Source organism: Devosia sp. 1635 (assembly GCF_013185955.1).
In the GTDB taxonomy this organism is placed as follows: Bacteria; Pseudomonadota; Alphaproteobacteria; order Rhizobiales; family Devosiaceae; genus Devosia.
Map to the genome: position 1 here is coordinate 674,503 of NZ_JABAOM010000003.1, position 22,645 is coordinate 697,147.

The 22,645-nt window shown below is 63.9% G+C and carries 21 protein-coding genes and 1 riboswitch; of the genes, 15 read left to right on the top strand and 6 right to left on the bottom strand.

Going from position 1 to position 22,645, the window contains the following annotated elements; all coding sequences use genetic code 11:
* Positions 1–6: 6 nt before the first annotated feature.
* From HRU92_RS15500 to HRU92_RS15535, 8 genes are all read left to right on the top strand, one after another.
* Complete coding sequence (locus HRU92_RS15500) at positions 7–1,005, top strand: hypothetical protein (RefSeq protein ID WP_172121865.1); 999 nt, start codon at positions 7–9, stop codon at positions 1,003–1,005.
* A 364-nt stretch (positions 1,006–1,369) separates the two neighbouring features.
* The gene (locus tag HRU92_RS15505; RefSeq protein ID WP_172121866.1) at positions 1,370–3,157 is read left to right on the top strand and encodes an ABC transporter substrate-binding protein; all 1,788 of its coding nucleotides are present in this window, start codon (positions 1,370–1,372) and stop codon (positions 3,155–3,157) included.
* A 67-nt stretch (positions 3,158–3,224) separates the two neighbouring features.
* A complete protein-coding gene (locus HRU92_RS15510) occupies positions 3,225–4,223 on the top strand; it encodes an ABC transporter permease (RefSeq protein WP_172121867.1) in 999 nt (332 codons plus the stop codon).
* Positions 4,224–4,232: 9 nt separating this feature from the next.
* Complete coding sequence (locus HRU92_RS15515) at positions 4,233–5,147, top strand: ABC transporter permease (protein WP_127751623.1); 915 nt, start codon at positions 4,233–4,235, stop codon at positions 5,145–5,147.
* 4 nt (positions 5,148–5,151) lie between these two features.
* A complete protein-coding gene (locus HRU92_RS15520) occupies positions 5,152–6,195 on the top strand; it encodes an ABC transporter ATP-binding protein (protein WP_248307160.1) in 1,044 nt (347 codons plus the stop codon).
* Complete coding sequence (locus HRU92_RS15525; RefSeq protein ID WP_173088463.1) at positions 6,188–7,195, top strand: ABC transporter ATP-binding protein; 1,008 nt, start codon at positions 6,188–6,190, stop codon at positions 7,193–7,195. The genes HRU92_RS15520 and HRU92_RS15525 overlap by 8 nt, the downstream gene beginning before the upstream one ends.
* Positions 7,196–7,202: 7 nt before the next feature.
* On the top strand, positions 7,203–8,165 hold the full coding sequence (locus HRU92_RS15530; RefSeq protein WP_172121869.1) for a mannonate dehydratase: 963 nt from the start codon (positions 7,203–7,205) through the stop codon (positions 8,163–8,165).
* Between the two features lie 9 nt (positions 8,166–8,174).
* Positions 8,175–9,023 (top strand): NAD(P)-dependent oxidoreductase, encoded by an 849-nt coding sequence (locus HRU92_RS15535; RefSeq protein ID WP_172121870.1) that lies wholly within the window; start codon positions 8,175–8,177, stop codon positions 9,021–9,023.
* Between the two features lie 7 nt (positions 9,024–9,030).
* Here the strand turns inward: HRU92_RS15535 and HRU92_RS15540 are convergent, their stop codons facing one another.
* Entirely contained in the window at positions 9,031–9,417 is a 387-nt protein-coding gene (locus tag HRU92_RS15540) for a cupin domain-containing protein (protein ID WP_172121871.1), read from the bottom strand.
* A 244-nt stretch (positions 9,418–9,661) separates the two neighbouring features.
* Here HRU92_RS15540 and HRU92_RS15545 point away from each other — a divergent pair, with 244 nt between their 5' ends.
* The 5 genes from HRU92_RS15545 to HRU92_RS15565 all read left to right on the top strand — a co-directional run bounded on the left by HRU92_RS15545 (position 9,662) and on the right by HRU92_RS15565 (position 14,665).
* Complete coding sequence (locus tag HRU92_RS15545) at positions 9,662–10,750, top strand: ABC transporter ATP-binding protein (protein ID WP_172121872.1); 1,089 nt, start codon at positions 9,662–9,664, stop codon at positions 10,748–10,750.
* Between the two features lie 30 nt (positions 10,751–10,780).
* Positions 10,781–12,073 (top strand): PotD/PotF family extracellular solute-binding protein, encoded by a 1,293-nt coding sequence (locus HRU92_RS15550; protein ID WP_127751629.1) that lies wholly within the window; start codon positions 10,781–10,783, stop codon positions 12,071–12,073.
* 180 nt (positions 12,074–12,253) lie between these two features.
* On the top strand, positions 12,254–13,111 hold the full coding sequence (locus HRU92_RS15555; protein ID WP_172121874.1) for an ABC transporter permease: 858 nt from the start codon (positions 12,254–12,256) through the stop codon (positions 13,109–13,111).
* Position 13,112: 1 nt separating this feature from the next.
* A complete protein-coding gene (locus tag HRU92_RS15560) occupies positions 13,113–13,931 on the top strand; it encodes an ABC transporter permease (RefSeq protein WP_172121875.1) in 819 nt (272 codons plus the stop codon).
* The gene (locus HRU92_RS15565; protein ID WP_173088465.1) at positions 13,928–14,665 is read left to right on the top strand and encodes an aspartate/glutamate racemase family protein; all 738 of its coding nucleotides are present in this window, start codon (positions 13,928–13,930) and stop codon (positions 14,663–14,665) included. The genes HRU92_RS15560 and HRU92_RS15565 overlap by 4 nt, the downstream gene beginning before the upstream one ends.
* A gap of 13 nt (positions 14,666–14,678) precedes the next feature.
* Here the strand turns inward: HRU92_RS15565 and hdhA are convergent, their stop codons facing one another.
* The 5 genes from hdhA to HRU92_RS15590 all read right to left on the bottom strand — a co-directional run bounded on the left by hdhA (position 14,679) and on the right by HRU92_RS15590 (position 19,837).
* Positions 14,679–15,446 carry a 7-alpha-hydroxysteroid dehydrogenase gene (hdhA, locus tag HRU92_RS15570; RefSeq protein ID WP_172121877.1) on the bottom strand — a complete coding sequence of 256 codons (768 nt, stop codon included), beginning with the start codon at positions 15,444–15,446 and terminating at the stop codon, positions 14,679–14,681.
* A gap of 164 nt (positions 15,447–15,610) precedes the next feature.
* Positions 15,611–16,372, bottom strand: coding sequence for an ABC transporter ATP-binding protein (locus tag HRU92_RS15575; RefSeq protein WP_172121878.1), 762 nt, complete (start codon positions 16,370–16,372; stop codon positions 15,611–15,613).
* Positions 16,369–17,397: an iron chelate uptake ABC transporter family permease subunit gene (locus tag HRU92_RS15580; RefSeq protein ID WP_172121879.1), complete on the bottom strand. Its 1,029-nt coding sequence runs from the start codon at positions 17,395–17,397 to the stop codon at positions 16,369–16,371. The genes HRU92_RS15575 and HRU92_RS15580 overlap by 4 nt, the downstream gene beginning before the upstream one ends.
* 8 nt (positions 17,398–17,405) lie before the next feature.
* Positions 17,406–18,404 (bottom strand): ABC transporter substrate-binding protein, encoded by a 999-nt coding sequence (locus tag HRU92_RS15585; RefSeq protein WP_172121880.1) that lies wholly within the window; start codon positions 18,402–18,404, stop codon positions 17,406–17,408.
* A 150-nt stretch (positions 18,405–18,554) separates the two neighbouring features.
* A riboswitch (cobalamin riboswitch) is annotated at positions 18,555–18,761 on the bottom strand.
* Between the two features lie 50 nt (positions 18,762–18,811).
* Positions 18,812–19,837, bottom strand: a complete 1,026-nt coding sequence (locus HRU92_RS15590; RefSeq protein ID WP_282567569.1) for a LacI family DNA-binding transcriptional regulator — start codon at positions 19,835–19,837, stop codon at positions 18,812–18,814.
* Between the two features lie 251 nt (positions 19,838–20,088).
* On the opposite strand from HRU92_RS15590, the gene HRU92_RS15595 reads away from it, so the two are divergent.
* Together HRU92_RS15595 and HRU92_RS15600 are read left to right on the top strand one after the other, a co-directional pair.
* Positions 20,089–21,630 carry a sugar ABC transporter ATP-binding protein gene (locus tag HRU92_RS15595; protein WP_172121881.1) on the top strand — a complete coding sequence of 514 codons (1,542 nt, stop codon included), beginning with the start codon at positions 20,089–20,091 and terminating at the stop codon, positions 21,628–21,630.
* Entirely contained in the window at positions 21,611–22,636 is a 1,026-nt protein-coding gene (locus tag HRU92_RS15600; protein ID WP_172121882.1) for an ABC transporter permease, read from the top strand. The genes HRU92_RS15595 and HRU92_RS15600 overlap by 20 nt, the downstream gene beginning before the upstream one ends.
* Positions 22,637–22,645 lie beyond the last annotated feature (9 nt).

Sequence of the window (22,645 nt, forward strand, 5' to 3'; positions counted from 1 at the left end):
GCTGGGGTGAAACAGTTCGCACTCGGCTGGAGCCATGGCGATGCGCTGGTGCTGAGCACCGCTGCCATGCTGGCCGACTGCCGCTTCGATCTTGGGGGCAGAGATTTCCGCCCCTTTGCGCGCGCCCCCTGGTTGGGGCAGGTGAGCGATCCCGCCATTATCGGGCATCTGCGCGAACTAGGCGGCGATTTTGCCTGCCTGCCCTTTGGCGCCGGGCCCCCACAGCCGATCGGGCCACCCGAATGGGCCGAACTCATGGGCGAGCCGCCCCTTGTGCCCATTCACGGCCCGGCCGGTGACGCGGAATGGGAGCTGGTTGCGCGAACCGAGCACAGCGTAACCCTGGGGCTCGATTACCCCGCGGACTCGCTGGTGCGCCGGCTCGAGCGCCGGGTCGCCGGACGGCCGGGAACGCCGGTTCTCGACTCGAGGCTCACCATCTACCCCCGCCGCTCCGGCGCCGTTTCGGTGGGCCTGCATCCCATTATGCGGCTGCCTGAAGCGCGCGGGCAACTGCAACTCGAAGCCGAATTTGAGTTTGGCCTCGTTCATCCGCGGCAGGTGGGGGCAGGGGAGGCGCAGGAATTTTCCGCGTTCGCTGCGGTGCCGCACAGGGGCGGGAAAATCGATCTGAGCCATGTGCCCCTGGGTGAGCCCAATTTTAGCGCCCAGCTCTGCGGCATGCGCGGACCGTTGCGCGCCGTGTTCCTCGAGGAAGGCGCGGGGGTGGAGATCGATTGGGACCGCGACCTGCTGCCCTCACTCCAGATCTGGTGCACCGATCGCGGCATCCAGGGCGAGCCCTGGCAAGGGCGCTATCGCGGCATCGGACTCGAGCCCATTGCTTCCGCCTTCGATCTCAACACCCGGCTTTCCGAGCGGCCCAACCCTATCAGCCGGCGCGGCGTCGCGACGGCAGTCCAGCTGCAGGCCGACACCCCGCTCACTCTTTCTCACACGGTTTCCGCTTTCGCCACCGGAAGCACAGCCGCAGGCGGAGGTTGATCGCACCCTAGTTACTGCTCCCTTCAGCCGCATTGCTCTGCCTGATGCAAAGTAAATCATCTGATTTGCTTGACAGCCGGCTTTGTGTTGTCTGCGCCATATCTGCAATAATGCAAGTAACAGCATTGCCAATTGTGCCGGGCGGGCGCACAATAGTTATGTTGGTCCTCCAATCACTGGCGTCAGATCAGGATGGAGGCAAACACAAGGAGGTGCAGGGCCCGGCTGGTTTGAGGAGACCGGGGCCTTGCCGGATCACAGCAATGCCGGCCCCGCCGGCTTGAGGTGCGCGCAGGTGCCCGGCGCAGCCATGCCCTCCGGCATGCCGCCAGCCGGCTGGAGCCAACAAGGGAGAGAGCGTTTGATGTTCAAATTTCATGCAGTTGCTGCCTCGGTGATCGCGCTGGGGCTGGTGGCGGTGCCGGTGGCCAGCCTGGCCCAGACCGGCGCCCCGCCCGCGACCGAAATCACCCCAAGCGGACCCCTGCCCGAAGTGCCGCGCAACCAGACGCTGAACCTGGCCTGGGGCGTTTCGGCGTCCTCTTCGATCGGCACCACCAATCCCTGGGTGCTGCCCGGCTATACCCATCAGGAAGGCAACAACCTGCTGTTCGAGCCGCTGATGTATTTCGGCATCTACACCAACGAGTTCATTCCCTGGCTGGCCGACAGCATGGAATACACCAATGAGGATTTCACCGCGCTCGAGATCAAGCTCAACGAAAATGCCGAATGGTCCGATGGCGAGCCGGTGACGGCCGATGACGTCGTTTATACCTTTGAAGGCCAGCGCGATTACGAAACGCTCCCCTATCACGCCCAGTTCGCCGACCTTGTCGATACCATCACCGCCAAGGACGAGCTGACCGTCGAGGTGACCTTCAAGCAGCCGGCGCCGCGCTTCAAGTTCGAGGTGCTGACCGAGAAATTCGATACCGGCATCCCCATCGTGCCCGAACACTGGCTGTCCCAGCAGGAGGACCCGACCAAGGTGCCGGGCCTGGCGGAAATGCCCCATTCGGGTCCCTATGACGTCGTCGCCTGGAACGCCAACCAGAAGATCCTCGACCTGCGCGACGACTGGTGGGCGGTCAAGGCGGGTCGGGTGGAGATGCCGGCGGTCAAGCGGGTGGTGGTGGTCAACATCCTCAACCAGCCCATCGACACGGTGGCCCAGCGCCTCGTCAACAACGAGTTCGACTCCTCGGTCGATATGCGCGCCCAGATCATCGGCAACATCTTGCAGCAGAACCCGGACATCCAGTCCTGGACCGGCACGGAAAGCCCCTATGGCTATCTCGACTGGTGGCCCAATTCGCTGTGGATGAACACCCAGCTCGAGCCCTACAACGATGTGCGGGTGCGCAAGGCGGTGAGCCTCGCCATCAATCGCGACCTCATCAACGAGGTGCTTTATGAAGGGGCCGAGATCGCCACGATCTATCCCTTCCCACTGTACCCCAATCTGCAAACCTTTGCCGACTCGCCCGAAGTAAAGGCCGAGGAAGAAAAATACAGCCCCTGGACCTTCGATCCCGACCAGAGCGCGGCGCTGATGGAAGAAGCGGGCTTTACCCGCAATGGCGATGGGCTTTGGGAAAAGGATGGGCAAACGCTCGACGCCACCATCCAGGCCTTTGAAACCATCCATGGCGACGTCGCCCCGGTGCTGGCCGAAATGCTGCGCCAGGCTGGCTTTGATTCCAATGTCAATTTCGGCACCGATGCCTACCAGAACATGGTGGACGGCAAGGCCGGGTTCTACATGTTCGGCCACGGCGCGAGCCTGTTTGATCCCTTCGAGGCGCTCAACCTCTTCCATGGCCGTTATTCCAATGTGATCGGCTCCTCGGCCGGCAACAACCGCTTCTCGCGCTATTCCAACCCCGAATACGACGCACTGGTGGATGCCATTGCGCCCCTTGATTCCCAGGATCCCGCCTTTATCGAGGGCGCCGCCAAGGCGCTGGGGATTTACTGGCGCGACGTGATCGATGTGCCCGTGATCCAGTGGCTGCACCGCATTCCCTACAACAACCATTATTGGACCAACTGGCCGAGCGCCGAGAATGTGGGCCTGGGCACCAATGGCGCCTTTTGGGCCCATACCGGGCTCCTTGTGATCGCGGGGCTGCAGCCGTCGGGCAACTAAGACTTCCGGCACCCGGGGTGCGCGGCACGCGCGCACCCTTTCCCCCAAGTGTATCGGGATCAGTGCAGTGAACATTCGGATCGTTGCCCGGCGCCTGCTGTATTTCGTGTTGATCGTCTGGGCTGCCTCGACCATCGTGTTTTTCATTCCGCGCCTGTCGCCGCGTAACGCCATTCGCGAGCGCTTTGGCGAACTGGCGCGCACCGGCGGCTTTTCGCCCGCCGATATTGAAAAGCTGATCGGCTCCATGCAGCAGCAATTCGGCCTCGACCGGCCGCTGCTCGAGCAATACTGGCAGTATCTGGGCAATATCCTGCGGCTCGATTTCGGCTATTCGCTCAGCCGCTATCCCATGACGGTTACCGATGTGATCGCCCAGTCATTGCCCTGGACCATCGGGCTGCTGCTGGTCACGACGGTTCTGAGCTTCATCATTGGCACACTTCTCGGCGCAGTGGCGGCCTGGCCGAGGGCGCCGGGCTGGCTGCGCTCGACGGCGACCCCCTTTATCCTTCTGACCGGCGTACCCCCGGTGATCATGGGCATCCTGCTGCTGTTCTTCATCGGCTTTCGCCTCAAATGGCTGCCGCTGGGGGGGGCCTATTCGGTGGGGCTGGTGCCCAACTGGTCCTGGCCATTCTTTACCGACCTCATGGCCCACCAGATCCTGCCGGCCCTGGCGCTGATCCTGGGATCGGTCGGGGGCTGGGTGCTCTCCATGCGCGGCATGGGCGTCACCATCCAGGGCGAGGATTACGTCAATTTCGCCGAGCACAAGGGGCTGAGCGGGCCGCGCATTTTTCGCGATTATTATCTGCGCAACGCCTTGCTGCCCCAGGTGACGGGCCTCGCGCTGGCGCTGGGCACGGTGGTCACCTCGGCGGTGATCGTTGAAGGCCTGTTCGGCCTACCCGGCATCGGCACGGCGCTGAACCTTGCCATCCGCGCCAACGATTTTCCGGTGATCTATGGGATCGTGCTGTTCATCACCATCGCCATCGCGCTGCTGATGACTCTGCTCGAATTCGTTTATCCGCTGCTCGATCCGCGCATTCGCAACAGCTAGGAGCCCGCCATGACCCTCGTGAATGCAACGGGCGTGCCGGTAAGCCCCGCCCTGCCGACCCAGCCCTCCCGCGTGCGGCTGACGCTCCGCTATCTGCGGCGCAACAAGGGGCTGGCGCTCGGCGCCGCCATCCTCCTCGCGCTGGCTCTCTTCACCATTATCGGGCTCATCCTCATCGATCCCAAAAAGGCCTATCCGCTGTCGGCCGCGCTCAAGCAGCCCCCCAGTCTCAAATATCCCTTCGGGACCGATTTCTTTGGCCGCGATCTCTTGGCGGCCATGGTGGTGGGCACCTGGCAGACCGCCTTTATCGGCCTTCTCGCCGGCGGCATCGGTACGCTGGTGGGCGTGGTACTGGGCTTCACCGCCGCCTATTTCGGCGGCTGGATCGATGGCACGGTGCGCACGATCTGCCAGATTTTGACGCCCATTCCGGTGCTGCTGATCCAGGTCGTCGCGGCGGGCTCACTCGACAAGCGCGACGTCACCATCGTCACCATGGCGATCATTGTCGCCATGCTGGCCTGGATGGGCCCAACCCTCGTGATCCGGGCTCAGGTGCTGACCATGAAGGAGCGCCAGTTCGTGGCCGTCGCCAAGCTTTCGGGCGTTTCGGACATGGGCATCATCTTCAAGGAAATCTTGCCCAATCTCCTGCCCTTCATCGCCGCCGCCTTTGTCGGCCAGGTCTTTGCCGCCGTGTTCGCCTCCTTCTATCTTGCCGTTCTCGGTCTTGGGCCCCTACGCGAGCCGCTCTTGGGTAACATCATCTGGGCGGCCCAGAGCCAGGGCGCGTTCTTTAATGGCTGGTGGTGGTGGCCGCTCGAGCCGGCCTTCGCCATGATCCTGATCCTGGGGGCACTGGCCTTGGTCAATATGGGGCTGGACGAGTTGGCCAATCCCCGCGTCAGAAGGACGGAGTAGCGCCATGGCTGCCGTGACCCTCGACCCCGTGAGCGCGCCAATGCCCCATGCCGGGGTGTCGGCGCAGCCAGCGCCCAGCCCGGTGCTGCGCGTCAATCAGCTCGCCGTCACCTATTACACCGATCTTGGCCGGGCCCGCGCGCTCGACGATGTCAGCTTCACCCTTAATGCCGGCCAGAAGCTGGGCATGGTCGGAGAGTCGGGCTCGGGCAAGAGCACCTTGGCGCTGGCCATGATGCGCATGATCAAGCCCCCCGGACGCATCGAGGGCGGCGAAGTCTTTGTGGGCGACACCGAGCTCATGGGCCTGAACGAAGAAGCCATGCGCCGGGCGCGGCTGAGCAAAATTGCCTATATTCCGCAAGGGGCGATGAACTCGCTCAACCCCGTGATCCGCATCGGCGCGCAGATGGTCGATGCCATCAAGGCGCATCTGCCGGGGGAAAGCCGCTCGGCTATCCAGGATCGCTGCCGTCAGGCGCTGCGCTCGGTCGATCTCGATCCAGGCGTCTTCAACATGTATGCCCATGAGTTGTCGGGCGGCATGAAGCAGCGGGTGTGCATCGCCATTAGCGTGCTGCTCGAGCCCAGCGTCATCATCGCCGATGAGCCCACCAGCGCGCTCGATGTGGTCACCCAACGCCAGGTGATGGAAACCATCGACCGGGTGCAAGACCAGATCGGCGCCGCCGTGATCCTGATCGGCCACGACATGGGGCTCATGGCCCAGTTCGTCGATCGGGTGGCGGTGATGTATGCCGGGCGGCTCGTGGAAATCTCGAGCGTACGCGAGATGTTTACCGACCCCAAGCACCCCTATGCCCGCGCCCTGATCTCGAGCCTGCCTAATCTCGACAATCGCGGCGTGTTCCAGGGCATTCCGGGCCTCGCGCCCTCTTTGCTGCGCATTCCCAGCGGCTGCGCCTTTCACCCGCGCTGCCCCTTTGCCATGGGCGTCTGCACCACGGTGCGGCCCGAAGTGCTGGAATTGGCAGGCGGCCGCCGCGTCGCCTGCCACCTGTTAGACGAGGAGGCCCGCCATGGCTGAACTGCTGGAGCTGCGCGGGGTCTCGAAAGTCTATACCCGCGGGCTGACCCATTCCCACCCCACCGTGGCGCTGCGCGAGATCTCGCTGACCCTCAAGGAGGACGAGCCCACCATCCTCACCGTTGCTGGCGAAAGCGGTAGTGGCAAGACGACACTCGCCATGCTGCTGCTGGGCTTCATCAGCCCAACAATGGGGGAAATCCTCTATAAGGGCCGCAATATCACGACGCTGACCGGCCCCGAACGGCTGGCCTATCGGCGCGAAGTGCAGGCGGTGTTCCAGGATCCTTTCGCGGTCTTTAATCCCTTCTATACCGTCGATCACCTGCTGAGCGTGCCCATCAAGCGCTTCAAGCTGGCAAGCACAAGGGCTGAGGCGCGGGCGCGCATGGAAGAAGCGCTCAATGCCGTGGGGTTGCGCCCCGAAGACGTACTCGGGCGCTTTCCCCACCAGCTTTCGGGCGGGCAGCGCCAGCGCATCAATGTCGCCCGCGCCTTGTTGCTGAAGCCGCGCCTGCTGATCGCCGACGAGCCGGTGTCCATGGTGGATGCCTCGCTGCGCGCCACGATCCTCGAAACCCTGCGCAACCTGCAGCGCGATTATGGCGTCTCGATCATCTACATCACCCATGATCTGACCACCGCCTACCACATCGCCAAGTCGATCATCGTCCTGTACCGGGGCGGGGTGATGGAGGCGGGGGATGTCGATCGGGTGATCAAGTCGCCCCAGCATCCCTATACCCAGCTGCTGGTCGATTCCATTCCCTGGCCCAATCTCGAGCAGCGCTGGGGCGAGCAATCGATCATGGCGCGCGAAAGCACCGCGCCCCCGCCCGGCGCTTGCCCCTTCATGCCGCGCTGTCCCAAGGCCATGCCGATATGCGCCAGCCGCCCGCCGCTGTTCCAGATCAATCCGCACCAGGCGGCCGCTTGCTACCTGCATGAGCGGCAGCCCCAACTCGTGGCTGAAAAGCTCTCCGAACTCCTGCCTGCCTGAGAACCCTATGCTCGAGATCGCCGAATTCATCAGCCCCACGCCATCGCCGGTCTGGCAGCTTGCCCGGCAGGCCGGGGTCAATCTTGCCGTGGGCGGGCTGCCCTTTGACAGCTTGCGCCCGGGGGAAAGGCTGGGGGACCTCGCCCCGCTCAGCCGCATGCAGCAAAGCTACGGGGATGCCGGCTTTGAGCTGCGCGTCATCGAGGCACGCCCGCCGCTTAATCTGGCCAAGCGCGGCTTGCCGGGGCGGGACAAAGAGATCGATGTCGTCTGCGAACTCCTCACCAGCATGGGCAAGCTCGGCATCGGGGTCTGGTGCTATGAATGGATGACCGATTTCAACTGGGTGCGCACCAATATGGCGACGCCCTCGCGCGGCGGCTCGGTGGTCACGAGCTTCAATCTCGATGATGTCCCCGAGGACCTGACGAGCAATCCGCCCATTGGCGAGGACGCGCTTTGGGAGAACCTCGATTATTTCCTCAAGCGGGTGTTGCCGGTCGCCGAACAAGCGGGGGTCAAGCTCTCCATGCACCCCGACGACCCACCGATCACCCCGATCCGGGGCGTCAGCCGCATCATGCGCAGCATCGAGAACTACCAGCGCCTCCTGGCCATGGCGCCCAGCCCGATGAACACCATTACCCTCTGCCAGGGCAATTTCACCCTGATGACCGATGACCTCCCCCGCGAGATCAGGCGCTTTGGCGACAAGATCTCCTTTGTGCATTTCCGCGATGTGCGGGGCGTGCCCACGCGGTTCGAGGAAACCTGGCACGACGACGGCAAGACCGACATGCTCGCCTGCATGCAGGCCTATCGCGATATCGGGTTTAGCGGCGTGCTGCGGCCCGACCACGTGCCCACCGTTGCGGGCGATAGCAACGACAATGCCGGCTATTCCGCCTTCGGGCGGCTTTACGCCATTGGTTACATCCGCGGCCTGCACGAGGCCGTTTATGCGCAATAGGTCAGATCCATGAGAATTGCAGTTACCGGCGCCAGCGGCGGCATTGGCCGCGCCATTGTTAAAGAGGCCGAGGCCCGCGGCCACACGGTGGTCGGCATCGATCGGGTCGAGCACCCCGATGTCGTGGCGAGCGGCGAGCGCCGCTTCGTTCTGGCCGACATGGACAACTACGATGCCCTGCTCGATGCCTTTGCCGGCTGCGATGCGGTGATCCACATGGCCGCCATTCCCTCCCCCGGCCGCCACCCCGATCACATCGTGCACAACAACAATGTGGTGGGCAGCTATAATGCGCTCCAGGCCGCCGTCGAGAACGGTATCCGGCGTGTCTGCCAGGCCTCGAGCGTCAATGCCATCGGCCATTCCTTCAGCCGCGCCCCGCGCTATGATTATTTCCCCATCGATGAGAGCCATCCCAATTACGCCGAGGACCCCTATAGCCTCTCCAAATGGATCTGCGAGCAGCAGGCCGACGCCTTTATCCGACGCTATCCGGAGATGGTAATCGCCTCCATGCGCTTTCATTATGTCTGCGATGACCGCTCCATCGCCAAGGCGCTCTATGACCCCAATCCCGAGATCGCCAAGCATCTCTGGGCCTATACCAGGCGCGATGCGGCGGCCGATGCGTGCCTCTTGAGCCTCGAAGCTTCCATCGAGGGTCACGAGGCCTTCTATATCGTGGCGCCAGACACGATTTCGGATACCCCCAGCCGGGAGCTGGCGCGCCAGTATTTTCCGCAAATTCCGCTGCGCGATGGCTGGGGCAGGCACCAGAGCTTTTTCAACTCGGCCAAGGCCGAGCGCATGCTGGGCTGGCGGCACGGCCATGTGCCGCCCAAGCGCCTGACCGACTAGGATCGCGCTAGAGGTCGGCCTGCAGCCATTGGGGTCCGAGATGGATGTCGATGGTTTGCAGCCGGCCCGGCCCCAGATTCTCGAACCGGTGCGGCAGCCCCTTGGGGCCGAGCACGACCTCGCCAGCTTCCGCGTCGATCACCGCATCGCCCACGTAAAAGCGCCCGCGCCCTTCCACCACGACGAAGAGCTCGTCATAGGGGTGGACATGCAGGGCCGGCCCCGTGCCCACCGCCTCATTGCCATAGGCGAGGATCGTGGTCGTGGTGCCCAGGGCCTCGCCTGGAAGGTGACCGCGCCAGGGGCCGGGCTGGGTCGGGTCGAACAGCTGCTGCTTGGCCGGGGCGCGCCCGTCCGGCACTGCGGCGCTGGGATCGATGCTGAGTTTTGCCATTGCTGTTGCACTTCAAGGTTAGTTGCTCATGCATTAATGGGCCCGTGCACCAAGACTGCCAAGAGGAAGCAGCTAGTGCATAGGCTTTGAGCTCAATTGCGCGCAAATTAGGCACAAGCAGATGCTGCCGTTCTGTTGTGCAGATTTGCGCGGCTAAATAGGCGATCAAGTGCAAGGACTTACTCGTCCAAACAAGGATTGGCACAACTGATGCATGACAGTTCCCGACAAAGGGAGCTGCGCAATGTCCGAGTCTGCCGAGATCGATCTTGCTTCTGTCTCCAAGATCTACGGCAAGACCACGGCCGTCGACAGCATCAGCCTCAAGATCCCCGCCGGAAGTTACTGCTGTCTGCTCGGGCCTTCGGGCTGTGGCAAGACCTCTACCCTGCGCATGATTGCGGGGCACGAAACCGTTTCGATCGGGGACATTGTTTTGGGCAAGCAGGTGGTGACCGACCTGCCGCCGGCCAAGCGCGGCACGGCGATGATGTTCCAGTCCTATGCGCTGTTTCCCCATCTCGATCTCGTCGACAATGTCGCCTTTAGCCTCAAGATGGCGGGGGTGGACAAGCCGACCCGCCGCGCGCGGGCGCTCGAGCTGCTCAAGCTCATGCAGATGGATGCCTATGCCGACCGCCGTCCCGGCCAGCTTTCGGGCGGCCAGCAGCAGCGCGTGGCGCTGGCGCGCGCGCTGATCACCGATCCCGAAGCGCTGCTGCTCGACGAGCCGCTTTCGGCGCTCGATCCCTTCCTCAAGATTCGCATGCGCGCCGAGCTCAAGAAACTGCAAAAGCAGCTGGGCATCACCTTTGTCCATGTCACCCACAGCCAGGAAGAAGCCATGGCGCTAGCCGACTTGGTCGTGGTGATGAGCAATGGGCGGATCGAGCAGGCCGCCACCCCGCGCGAGGTGTTCGAGCGCCCGGCGACTGCCTTTGTTGCCCGCTTCATGGGCGATCACAATGTGATTTCGGGCAAGGTCACCGGCGCCGGCGACGGCCTGGTGGATTTCACCGTGGTCGGCGGCGGCAGCTTTTCCGCCACCGGCGCACCCCTGCCGGTGGGCGCCGATATGGATGTCGCCGTGCGCACCGACCATGTCCGGATCGGGGAAAGCCCGCAGCCGGGCCTGGGGTTCACCGGCATCATCTCCAACATCGAATATCGCGGCGCCACGGTGAAGCTCACCGTGGAGGGCGCCGGGATCAGCGAATTCACCGCCATCATCACCGACACCGCCTTTTACGCGACCCCGGTCGCGGTGGGCGATGCGGTGCCCCTCCATTGGGATGCCGGGGACGCCATCGTCCTCGCCCGCCCCGATGCCTAACCGTCCATCAAGCCAACAGGGAGACGTGCCATGACCGCCAAGAGTGACATCAAGTCCGGTGTCAGCCGCCGCAACTTTCTCAAGACCAGCGCTGCCGCCGCGGTCGGCGCCAGCCTGGGTTCGGGGGTGATTACGGGCTTTCCCACCATCTGGGCGCAAAACCCCATCACCCTGCGCCAGTTCGGCACCGGCGTGAGCAACCTCAATGCCATTGCCGAAAAGTGCAAGGAAGACCTCGGCATCACCATCCAGATGACGGCCACGGACAGCGATGCGGCCGCCCAGCGCGCGGTGACCCAGCCCGACAGCTACGACATCGCCGATGTGGAATACTGGATCCTCAAAAAGGTCTTCCCGGCCGGGGTCATCCAGCCCATGGATATCAGCCGGCTGACGCACTACGACCAGATCGTGCCGCTGTTCAAAACCGGCAAGCTGCTGCCCGACAGCGTCATCGCCCAGGGCACCGCGCCCCATACTGTTGGCTTTGTGGAAGGCCCCGACAGCCGCGACTTCGCCAAGGGCGAAACGGACTGGTTCACCATGGTCCCCACCATCTACAATGCCGATACGCTGGGCATCCGGCCCGATCTGGTGGGCCGCGAGATTTCCTCCTGGGCCGATATCATGGACCCCGCCTTCAAGGGCAAGTCGGCCATCATCAACGTGCCCTCGATCGGCATCATGGATGCGGCCATGATCATGGAAGCCATGGGGCTCATCACCTATGGCGACAAGGGCAACATGACCACCGAGGAGATCGATGCCACCGTCGATTTCCTGATCAAGGCCAAGCAGGACGGCCAGTTCCGCGCCTTCTGGAAGAGCTTTGACGAGAGCGTCAACCTCATGAGCTCGGGCGAAGTGGTGATCCAGTCCATGTGGTCGCCGGCCGTGGCGGCGGTGCGCTCCAAGGGCATTGCCTGCACCTACCAGCCCCTCAAGGAAGGCTATCGCTCCTGGGGCGGCGGCATGGGTCTCGCGGCGCACCTGTCGGGTGCCCAGCTCGACGCGGCCTATGAATATATCAACTGGTACACTTCGGGCTGGGTCGGCGGCTATCTCAACCGGCAGGGCTATTATTCGGCCAATATGGAAACGGCCAAGCAGCACATGACCCCCGACGAATGGGGCTTCTGGATCGAAGGCAAGCCCGCTCAGGGTGACATCCTCGCGCCCGACGGCACGGTGATGGAAAAGGCCGGCGCCGTGCGCGATGGCGGCTCGTTCGAAGAGCGCATGGGCAAGGTCGCCTGCTGGAACTCGGTGATGGACGAGGACCGCTACATGGTCCGCCGCTGGAACGAGTTCATCGCCGCCTGATCCGCGACCAAGGGGGTGGAAAGCCCGGACATCGAGGCTTTCTCCACCCCCACCCGACCTCCCCCATCAAGGGGGAGGTGACGCATCGAGTGTTTGGCACGATCTGTTCACACCACCGGCCCGCACCTCCCCCTTGATGGGGGAGGCTGGGAGGGGGTGATCGGAGGGGATATCGTTACAATGAACGCTTTGCTCGCCCGCGCCACGCCCTATCTGCAGGCGACGCCGCTGCTGCTGATCCTCGGCTTTTTCCTTGCTGTCCCGATCCTGCTGCTGCTCGTGGTCAGCTTCTGGGATTATGACTTTGCCGGCATCTATCCCGATTTCCTCACCCTCAACTATGCCGAAGCGCTGGGCTCCTGGGTCACCTGGCGCATCTATGCCAATACGCTCAAATATGCGGTCATCGTCTGGGCGATCACCGCTTTCGTGGGCTTCTGGGTCGCCTATTTCCTCGCTTTTCATGTGCGCACCGCGACCATGCAGATGGTGCTGTTCCTCATCTGCACCGTGCCGTTCCTCACCTCCAACATCATCCGCATGATTTCCTGGATCCCCGTGCTGGGGCGCAACGGGCTGATCAATTCGGGGCTGACAGGAGCGGGGATCATCGAACAGCCTATCGAGTGGCTCTTGTATTCCGACTTCGCCGTCGTGCTCGCCATGGTCCATCTTTATACGCTCTTCATGGTCACCCCGATCTTCAACGCCATGATGCGGATCGACAAATCTCTCGTTGAAGCGGCGCGCGATGCCGGCGCCAAGGACTGGCAGGTGATCTGGAACGTGGTGCTGCCGCTGGCCAAGCCCGGCATCGCTATCGGCACCATCTTTGTCGTCACCCTGGTGATGGCCGATTTTTCCACCGTGCAGGTGATGAGCGGGGGCCAAAGCGCGTCGGTAGCGCTGATGATGCGCAACCAGATGAGCCTGCTGCAATATCCGGCGGCCGCCGCCAATGCCATCGTGCTGCTGGTGCTGGTGCTCCTCATGGTCGCGGGCATGCTGCGCATCGTTGATATTCGCAAGGAGCTCTAGGATGGAACGCGAAAAGCGCAGCCCCGGCTTTCACCTGCTGGCCGGCTTTTTCGGCCTCTTTGTGCTGTTTCTCTACGGCCCTTTGTCGGCCGTGTTTATCCTCAGCTTTCAGGGGCCGCAGGGCGGGCTGACCTTTCCGCTCAATGGCGTGTCACTGCGCTGGTTTCAGAACCTCTTTGAAACGCAGGCGGTAGGGGATTTCGGCGCCAGCTTCGGGCGCTCCTTTGCGCTTGGGTTGATGGTCATGGCGGGCACCGTGCTGGTCTCGTTGCTGGCGGGGCTGGCCTTTCGCCGCCGGTTTCTTGGCGCAACGCCCCTCTTCTACCTGACGGTCGCGAGCCTCGTTGTGCCCTCCATCATCGTTTCGCTCGGCATCGGCGTGTTGTTCCAGCAGATCGGCTGGCGCCCCAACTGGTTCAGTTCCGGCTTTGGCGCGCATCTGACCTGGACGCTGCCTTTTGGCGTGCTGATCATGTTTGCGGTGTTCAACCGCTTTTCCCCCAGCTACGAGGAAGCCGCGCGCGATCTGGGCGCCAGCAACTGGCAGGCCTTTCGCCACGTCGTCTTGCCCATGATCGCACCCAGCCTGATCGGCGTGGGGCTTTTCGGTTTCTCGCTGAGCTATGACGAGTTTGCCAGGACGCTGATGACCTCGGGCAGCGCCAACACTTTGCCGCTCGAAATCTACGGCATGACCACCAATGTCACGACCCCGGTGCTCTATGCGCTAGGGACGGTCACGACACTGTTCTCGTTCCTCGTGATCCTCGTGACCCTGAGCACCATCCTCTGGATCAACCGCCGGCGGGTGCGGGCATGAACCGCATCGCCGTCATCAATCCCAACACCACCGCCAGCATGACCGCGATCATTGCCGCAGCGGCCCGGCTAGTGGCCGCGCCCACGACCGAGATCGTGCCGCTCACCTCTTCCATGGGGCCGGTCTCCATCGAAGGCTATTACGACGAAGTCTTCGCCTTGCCTGGATTGCTGCGCGAGATCGGCCAGGCGGAGGGGGAGGGGGCCCGGGCCGCAGTGATCGCCTGTTTCGATGATACCGGGCTCGATGCCGCCCGAGCCATGGCCACCATTCCGGTGCTCGGCATTTGCGAAGCGGCGCTCGCCACCGCGGCCTTCCTCGCCAAGCGCTTCACGGTCGTAACCACCACCGAGCGCTCCCGCGTGCCCATCGAGGAGCTGGCGCAACGCTATGGCATGTCCAAACGCGCCCGTATCCGCGCCGCCGACATTCCCGTCCTGGCGCTCGAGGATCCAGCCTCGGGGGCGCGCGAGCGGCTGCGGGCGGAAATTGATCGTGCCATCAGCGAGGACAAGGCCGAGGCCATCGTCCTGGGCTGCGCCGGGATGGCCGACCTGGCGCGGGCGCTGCAGGAGGAACTCGGGCTGCCTGTGATCGATGGCGTCGGCGCCGCGGTCAAACAGGCCGAAGCGCTAATCGCGCTGGGTCTGCGCACCAGCAAACGCGGCAGCTATGCCCCGCCCCTGCCCAAGCCCTACAAGGGCGAACTCAGCGCTTTCGCGCCACGAGGATAGGGGAGCGAGCCGGTCAGTCCAGCTCCTGCACCCCACCCCCCGAAACGGTCAGCACCTGCCCGCTGATCCATGACGCCGCGGGCGAACACAGAAACAGCGCCGCATAGGCGATGTCATCGACTTCCCCGAGCCGCCGGATCGGGGTGTGCTGCAGCATGCTCTGTTCGATCTCGGGCGTCAGCACGCTCGCCAGGGCCGCGGTCCTTGTCGCGCCGGGCGCAATGGCGTTGATCCGCACGCCCATTGGCCCAAGATCAAAGGCGATATTGCGGGTCAAATGGTTGAGCGCGGCCTTGGAAGAAGCATAGGAGGCCATGCGCTGGTTGCGGTTCTCGCCGGCCATGGACGAGATATTGAGCACTGCGCCACCCCCTGCTGCCGCCAGATGCGGCGCGGCCAGCTGCGTGAGCCGGAACGCCGAAAAGACGTTGAGTTCATAGGCCCGGCGAAAATCCTCCATCGGCATGTCGAAGGGCTGGGGGCCGCCGCCTCCGGCATTGTTGACGAGGATGGCGAGCTTGCCGAACTGGTCCAGCGCGGTGTGCACCAAAAGCTCAAGGTCATCTTCCCGGGTGACATCACAAGCCACCGCGACCGCCTTGCCCCCTGTTGTGTTGATTTCGGCGGCAGCCGCCTGGGCCGCCTCGGGCTTGCGGTCGCTGACCACAATGGCGGCCCCCGCACCCGCGAAGAGGCGCGCAATGCCAAGCCCGATCCCGGAACCGGCGCCGGTCACCACCGCCACCTGCCCATCAAGGCGGAACTTGTCCGGGTCATACATGCTGTGCTCCCGTCGTTCTTTGCCAAACCCTAAGCCGTCCAACCTTTAAGCTCTTGATATCGGTCAGACCCGGGCTGGTATTGACGGGGCGCGCTGTCCGGTGGACGCGTGGCGTGGTGGGCCGATCTGACAGCCTGGATACCCATCCCGCGGCGAATTGCGCGTCACGGCAGATACTGGATTTGCAGGCCCCGGTGCAGCGTCGAGGGGGCCACCTGGGCGCGCACCTTGAACACCTCGGCGATCAGCGCCTCGGTCAAGACTGCATGTGGCGTGCCCGCGGCCACCAGCCGCCCCTCGCGCATCACTGCGATCCGGTCGCAGAACATGGCGGCGAGGTTGAGGTCGTGCAGCGCCACGATCGTGGTGAGCGGCAGCCCGGCGACGAGGCGCAGGATATCAAGCTGGTGCTGGATATCGAGGTGGTTGGTGGGCTCATCGAGGATCAGATCGGTCGGCTCTTGCGCCAGCGCCCGCGCCAGCTGCACGCGCTGCCGCTCGCCGCCCGAAAGCGTATGCCAGGGCTGGTGGCGCCGGTCGGCCAGCTCCACCCGCTGCAGGGATTGCTCGACAATGGCGTCGTCCGCTTGCGTCCAGGGCGACAGGGCCGAGCGATGCGGCGTGCGCCCCAGCCGCACCACATCGAGCACCGTCACATTGGCTTCGGTCGTGGCATGTTGCTCGACCACCGCTACGCGCTGGGCGAGCTGGCGCCGGCCGAAGCGGCCCAGCGGGGCGGTATCAAGGGTGACCTCGCCACCAGCGGGCGCGCGCAAACCCGCGAGGAGCCGGATCAGCGATGATTTGCCCGACCCATTGGGCCCGAGCAGGCCCAGCGTCATGCCGGGCTGCGCCTCGAGGGTCACGCCATCGACGATGATCTCGCTGCCAGCCTTCCAGCTCACGCCATGGGCGGCAATGGTCATCGCGCACCCCGCCCGCGATACAGGATGACGGCAAAGAACGGCACCCCGACCAGCGCGGTGACCACCCCGATCGGCAGCACCTGCTGGGGCAGGATGATGCGCGAAACGATGTCGGCCAGCACCATGAACACCGCTCCCACCACCACGCAGGCGGGCAGCAGCCGCAAGTGTTGCGGGCCCACGATGAAGCGGGCGACATGGGGAATCACGAGGCCCACAAAACCGATCGAGCCCACCATTGACACCATGGTCGCGGCCATAAGGGCGGTGAGCGCAAACAGCACCACCCGCACCTGCGCCACGGGCACGCCGAGCGAACGGGCCGCGTCATCCCCGAAGGTGAAGGCATCGAGCGCTCGGGCATAGCGCAGGCAGACGACAAGCCCCGCGGCAACCACGCCTGCCGCAAGGCCCACATCGCTCCAGCGCACGCCGGCAAAACTGCCCAGCAGCCAGAACATGACGCTGCGCGCCTGTTCGGCATCGGCCGAAGTGCTGACAACATAGGAGGTCAGCGCATTGAACAATTGCGAAGCGGCGACACCGGCCAGGATCGTGCGCTCGGCGCTGCCCGCCGCGCCTCGCGCGAGGAGAATGACAAAGGCAAAGGCGGCCAGGGCTCCGGCAAAGGCGCCCAGCGGAATGGCGGCGCTACCCGCCCCTATGCCGAGCACGATGACGCAAACCGCCCCGGTCGAGGCGCCCGCCGAAACGCCCAGCACATAGGGCTCGGCCAGCGGATTGCGCAGCAGCGATTGCAGGATCGCGCCACACAGCGCCAGCCCCGCCCCGCAGGCGGCCGCTACCAGTGAGCGGCTGAGCCGATAATCCCAGATCACGCTTTCCTGGATGCGGCTGATCTCGAACTGCGTCCAGCCCAGGCGATTGGTGATGGCCTGGAGCGTGGTGTGGAGCGAAATGGGCATTTCGCCAATGCCCACCCCCAGCGCCACGGCAAGGGGCAGCAGCAAGGCTGCCCCGCCGATCACCGATCCCCCTAGCCGCGCGCGGCGCCGCTGGGTCATGGCCATGCTCATTGCAGCAGGCCTTGGCTCTGCAGCGCCTCCGCCAGAGTTTCGAGCCCGCCAATCGTGCGCAGGGTCGGGTTCATTGCCTGCGCGTCGAGCAGCACCAGATGGCCCGCCTCGACGGCGCTGAGCTGGCTGACCATGGGGTCGGTCTTGAGAAACTCCACTTTGAGGGCGGGGTCATCGGCCGGCCGGTTGCGCCGGTCCATCGTGCCGACGACGATGACCGTGGGGTCGGCCGCGGCAATGGCTTCCCAGCTGACCAGCGGCCAGTCTTCCTCGCTGTCGACGATGTTGCGGGCGCCCATCACCTTCATCATATAGGCCGAAGCGCCATTGCGGCCGGCCACCCAAGCATCCCCGGCAATTTCGGGGCTCGAGAACCAGAACACCATGGAAACGCCCGCCGCGCGCTTCCCCAGTTGCGCGCGCACGGCCGCTTCGCGGCTGCGCAGCTCGCGGACCAGTTCGGCCCCCCGCTCATTGACGTCAAAGATCGCCGCCAATTCGCTGATCTCCTGGTAGAGCAACTCGGTGGTCCAGGGTTCGAGGCGCACGCCATCGCCATTGCTGGCATCCTTCATGGCGCAGGTGGTCAGCGAGATATAGCTCGGGATCCCGAGATCAGCATATTGCTCGCGGTTACCCGCTTCATCGCGCATCCCGAACTGGGCGGCAATGAAATCGGGCTCGGTGCCAAGGATTGCTTCATAGCTCGCGGTGCTGTCGGCCAGGCGCGGCACTTTTGCGTTGTCGGCGGCAACCTCTTCGAGCACCGGCGAAACCCAGGTGGCGGTGCCCACCATGCGATCGGCCAGACCGAGCAGCAGCAGGATTTCCGAGCTGTTCTGCCCGATGCCGACGGCCCGCTGCGGTGCCTCGGTAAAGGTGAGTTCGACCCCGCAATTTTCGAGCTGCAGGGGGTATTGGGTTGCGTGTTGGGCCAAGGCCGTGCTGGCCGTGGCAACAAAAATGCCGCTGGCCAGAAGGGAGAACAGACGCATCGAAACCTCTCGTGATGCTGTTCAAGCCAAACGATCAGCCAGACACGAGGGGAAAGTTGAGGTCATGCTCCCGCGACCCCGAAGAGGCGCAACGGCAACGATCGGACGAGCCAAAAGCCGGTCCGCACCCCACCGAAACACCTCGTTCGGTTTGCTGGTCGTTGTCCCGGCAGGTCTCCTGGCTCGCGGCTCTGGCGCTCCTCGTCCCCTTCCCGGTCGCTTGACCAGTGGCTTGGACGGTGAACTTGCCGCTTACAGTTGCGAGGGCAGCTTCGGTTTTGGCCCCTGATGGGTAATCCGCACCGTATTCCCTTTTCATCCGCGCTCGATGGCGGAACCGTGACCCCGCCGTCTTAGCGGCGCGTCGGACCCTGGGCAAGGGGGAAGTGGCGGAGGGGGTGTCGCGGTCAGCCGCTCGCCAGCCGCGCCACCGAGCTGCGCACCACCAGTTCCGCGCGCAACAGGATATTGGTGGATTTGGGCTGCTCGTCGGCCAGCAGGGTCAGCAGCAATTCCATCGCCGCTTCCCCGATCCGGTGCCGGGGCTGCTTCATCGTCGTCAGCGACGGGCTGACAAAGCTGGCAAAGGAAATATCGTCGAACCCCATCACCGAAAACTGCCGCGGCAGTTCATAGCGGCGCGTGTTGAGCGCGATGATGACCCCGAGGGCCGTTGCATCATTGACGCAGAAAAACGCGCTGGGCAGCGCATCGCGCACAAACATCAACTCGGCGGCAGCCCGCCCGCTTTCCGTCGTGCCATCGCCATCGAGGATCAGCCGCGGATCGATGCGGATGCCGGCCCCTTCAAGGGCCGCGCGATAGCCCGCTTCGCGCAAGCGGTTAATCTCCCGGCTGCTGGAATGGCCGATAAAGGCGATGCGCCGGTGCCCCTGCGAAATCAGGTGCTCGGTGGCGACGCGGGCGCCCTCGACATTGTCGACCCCGACAAAGGGAATGCTTTGCCCCGTCACCGGCTCGTTGACGGCGACGGTCGGGGGCAGGCGGGTTTCGCCGCGATCCTGCCCGAAGCCGAACGGCAGGTGGCCGGTAAAGAGGATCAATCCATCCGCCTGGTTGGAGCTGATGAACCGGAGATAATCGGTTTCCCGGCTCGGATCGTTCTGGGTATTGCCGATCAGTACCCCATAGCCGCGCTTGCTGGCTTCAGTCTCGAGACCCACGAGGATGTTGGAGAAATTGGGGTCGCCCACATCGGGGGCAAGGATCAGGATCATGTTGGAGCGCCGCATGCGCAGCGAGCGCGCCAGGGCATTCGTGGTGTAGCCGGTGCGGGCAACGGCTTCGGCGACCTTGCGGCGGGTGGCGTCGGCGACTTTGGTCGGCTCGTTGATGGCGCGGCTGACGGTGGCGATCGACACCCCGGCCATGGCCGCAACATCTTCAATGGTCGCCAGCTTTTGCTGCTGCACTCGGCCCCGCTCCGCCCCCCGCGCCGCTCGGTTGCGCTGCAACCGGCTTACGCCCAGACAAGTGTCATTTGCGCGATCAACAGTGCGCCTGTGCCCCTTAGCAGAGGTCGATCCAGGCGGCACGCTCTACCACTCCCCCATAGCAGTTATGCACCTGTGTAAACCTTTACATCAATCCTGAAAACCTTTACACCGGCACTCAAGCAGAGAGCCGCACAGCAAGTGCGCCATGCTTGGGGGAGGGCGGCAGCATGATCGATGCGCAAGACGCAAATGCGTCCCCGATCTTGTCGGCCCACCGCATTTCCAAGTCCTTTGGCGATATCCCGGTGCTGTTCAGCATCGATTTCGACATCAGGCCCGGCGAGGTTCACGCCATTATCGGCGAGAATGGCGCGGGCAAGTCGACGCTGATCAAGATTCTCTCCGGTATCGAGCAGCCGACCTCGGGCACCATCACCTATCAGGGGCAAACCGTGGTCTTGCCGCCCGATGGGCAGGCGGCGGCCATGGGCATCGTCGTAATCCACCAGGAATTGCTGCTGGCCGAACATCTGAGTGTCGCCGACTCCATTTTCCTCGGGCGCGAATTGCGCCGCGGCCCATTCTTGCAGCTCAAGCAGATGCGCGAGCAGACCCGGGCCATCCTCGACACGCTCCATGTCCATATCGACCCCGATGCGCGCATCAACACGCTCTCGGTCGCCGACAAGCAGATGGTGGAAATCGCCAAGGCGATCAGCCGCGATGCGCGCGTCATCATCATGGACGAGCCGACCGCCGTGCTGTCGGTCGGGGAAACCCAGACCTTTTTCGAGCAGATCCGCAGGCTGACGGCCAAGGGTGTGGCGGTGATCTTCATCTCCCACAAGCTCGAGGAAATCATGGAGCTCGCCGACCGCGTAACGGTGCTGCGTGACGGGCAGCTGATCGCGACGGTCGGTACCGAGAACCTGACGCCCGATTCCATTGCCCAGATGATGGTGGGGCGCGAACTCTCCAATCTTTATCCGCCCAAGCACGAGCCTGATGTGGATGGCGAAGTCGTGCTTTCCGTGCGCGATCTCGCCGCGCCCGGGGTCTCGGGCATCTCCTTCGAGCTGCGGCGCGGAGAAATCCTCGGCTTTGCCGGGCTGATCGGTTCGGGCCGCACCGCGGTGGCCGAAGCCATTGTCGGGCTCACGCGTAAAACTGCCGGGGCTCTGGAGGTGCATGGCACTCCCGCCGATTTCCCGGATCTCGCGAGCTCGCTCGATGCCGGGCTGGCCTATATGACCAAGGACCGCAAGGGGCGGGGGCTGCTGCTCAATGCCGGCCTGCAGCCCAATCTCACCTTGCTGACGCTGAAAAAGCACCTGCGCCACGGCTTTCTCGACGGGCGCAGCGAAGCGCAGGCGCTCGAGCGCGCGGTGCGGCGCTTTGATGTGCGCGCGCGCGATCCGTCGGTGCCGGTGGGCAAGCTGTCGGGCGGCAATCAGCAAAAGCTGATGCTGGGCAAGACCATGGAAAGCGAACCCGACATCATCATCATGGATGAGCCCACGCGCGGTATCGATGTGGGCACCAAGCAGCAGATTTATCACATCATCGCGGCGCTGGCCGCCGAGGGCAAGGCGATCATCGTCATCTCCTCGGAAATGCAGGAAGTCATCGGCCTTTCACACCGTGTCGTCGTCATGCGCAACGGGCGCATGGCCGGGGTGCTGGAAGGCGCTGAGATCACCGAGGCCGAGATCATGCGTTACGCGGCCGGCATCAAGCTGGGGGTGGAAAATGAGCGTGTCAGTGCCTGAAACCGCAAGCAAGCCGGCCAAGAGCTTCAAGATCGATCTCAAGATCCTGGGGCCGCTGCTGGCGCTGATCCTGCTGATCATTCTCGGCTACAGCCTCAACCCGCTGTTTTTGGGCGAGGGCAATGTCACCAATCTGCTGACCCGCTCGGCCTTTATCGGCATCATCGCCGTCGGCGCGACCTTTGTGATCACGGCCGGCGGCATCGATCTGTCGGTCGGCTCCATGGCCGCCTTCATTGCCGGCATGATGATCATCATCATGAACTCGGCCGTCGACAGCATGGGCGCTTCGATCTGGACCGTGCTGCTGGGCGTGGGCTGTTCGCTGATCCTGGGTTTGGGCGCCGGCTTCATCAACGGCTTTTTGACCACCAAGGCCAAGATCGAAGCCTTCATCGTCACCCTGGGCACGATGGGCATCTACCGCTCGCTCGTGACCTATTTCGCCGATGGCGGCACGCTCTCGCTCAACAGCGGCGCGCGCGAGATCTACCGGCCGGTTTATTACGATAGCTTCCTGCGCATACCCTATCCGGTCTGGGTGTTCATTATCGTCGCTGTCGTCGGCTGGATCCTGATGAACCGCACGGCCTTCGGGCGCTATTGCATGGCCATCGGCTCCAACGAGCAGGTGGCGCGCTATTCGGCGATCAAGGTCGATCGCGTCCGCACCTGGACCTATGTGCTGCAGGGCCTTTGCGTATCGCTCGCCACCATCATCTATGTGCCCCGGCTCGGCTCGGCCTCCTCGGCCACGGGCGTTCTGTGGGAGCTCGAAGCCATTGCGGCCGTGATCATAGGCGGCACCATGCTCAAGGGCGGTTACGGACGAATTGGAGGCACGGTGATCGGCGCGCTGATCCTCACCGCCATCGGCAATATCCTCAACCTCACCGATATCATCTCCAACTACCTCAATGGGGCCGTGCAGGGGGTGATCATCGTCGCCGCCGTCTACCTGCAGCGCGGCAGCTTCAAGCGCGCCATCCGCAAAAAGGCTGAATAGCGAAATTTC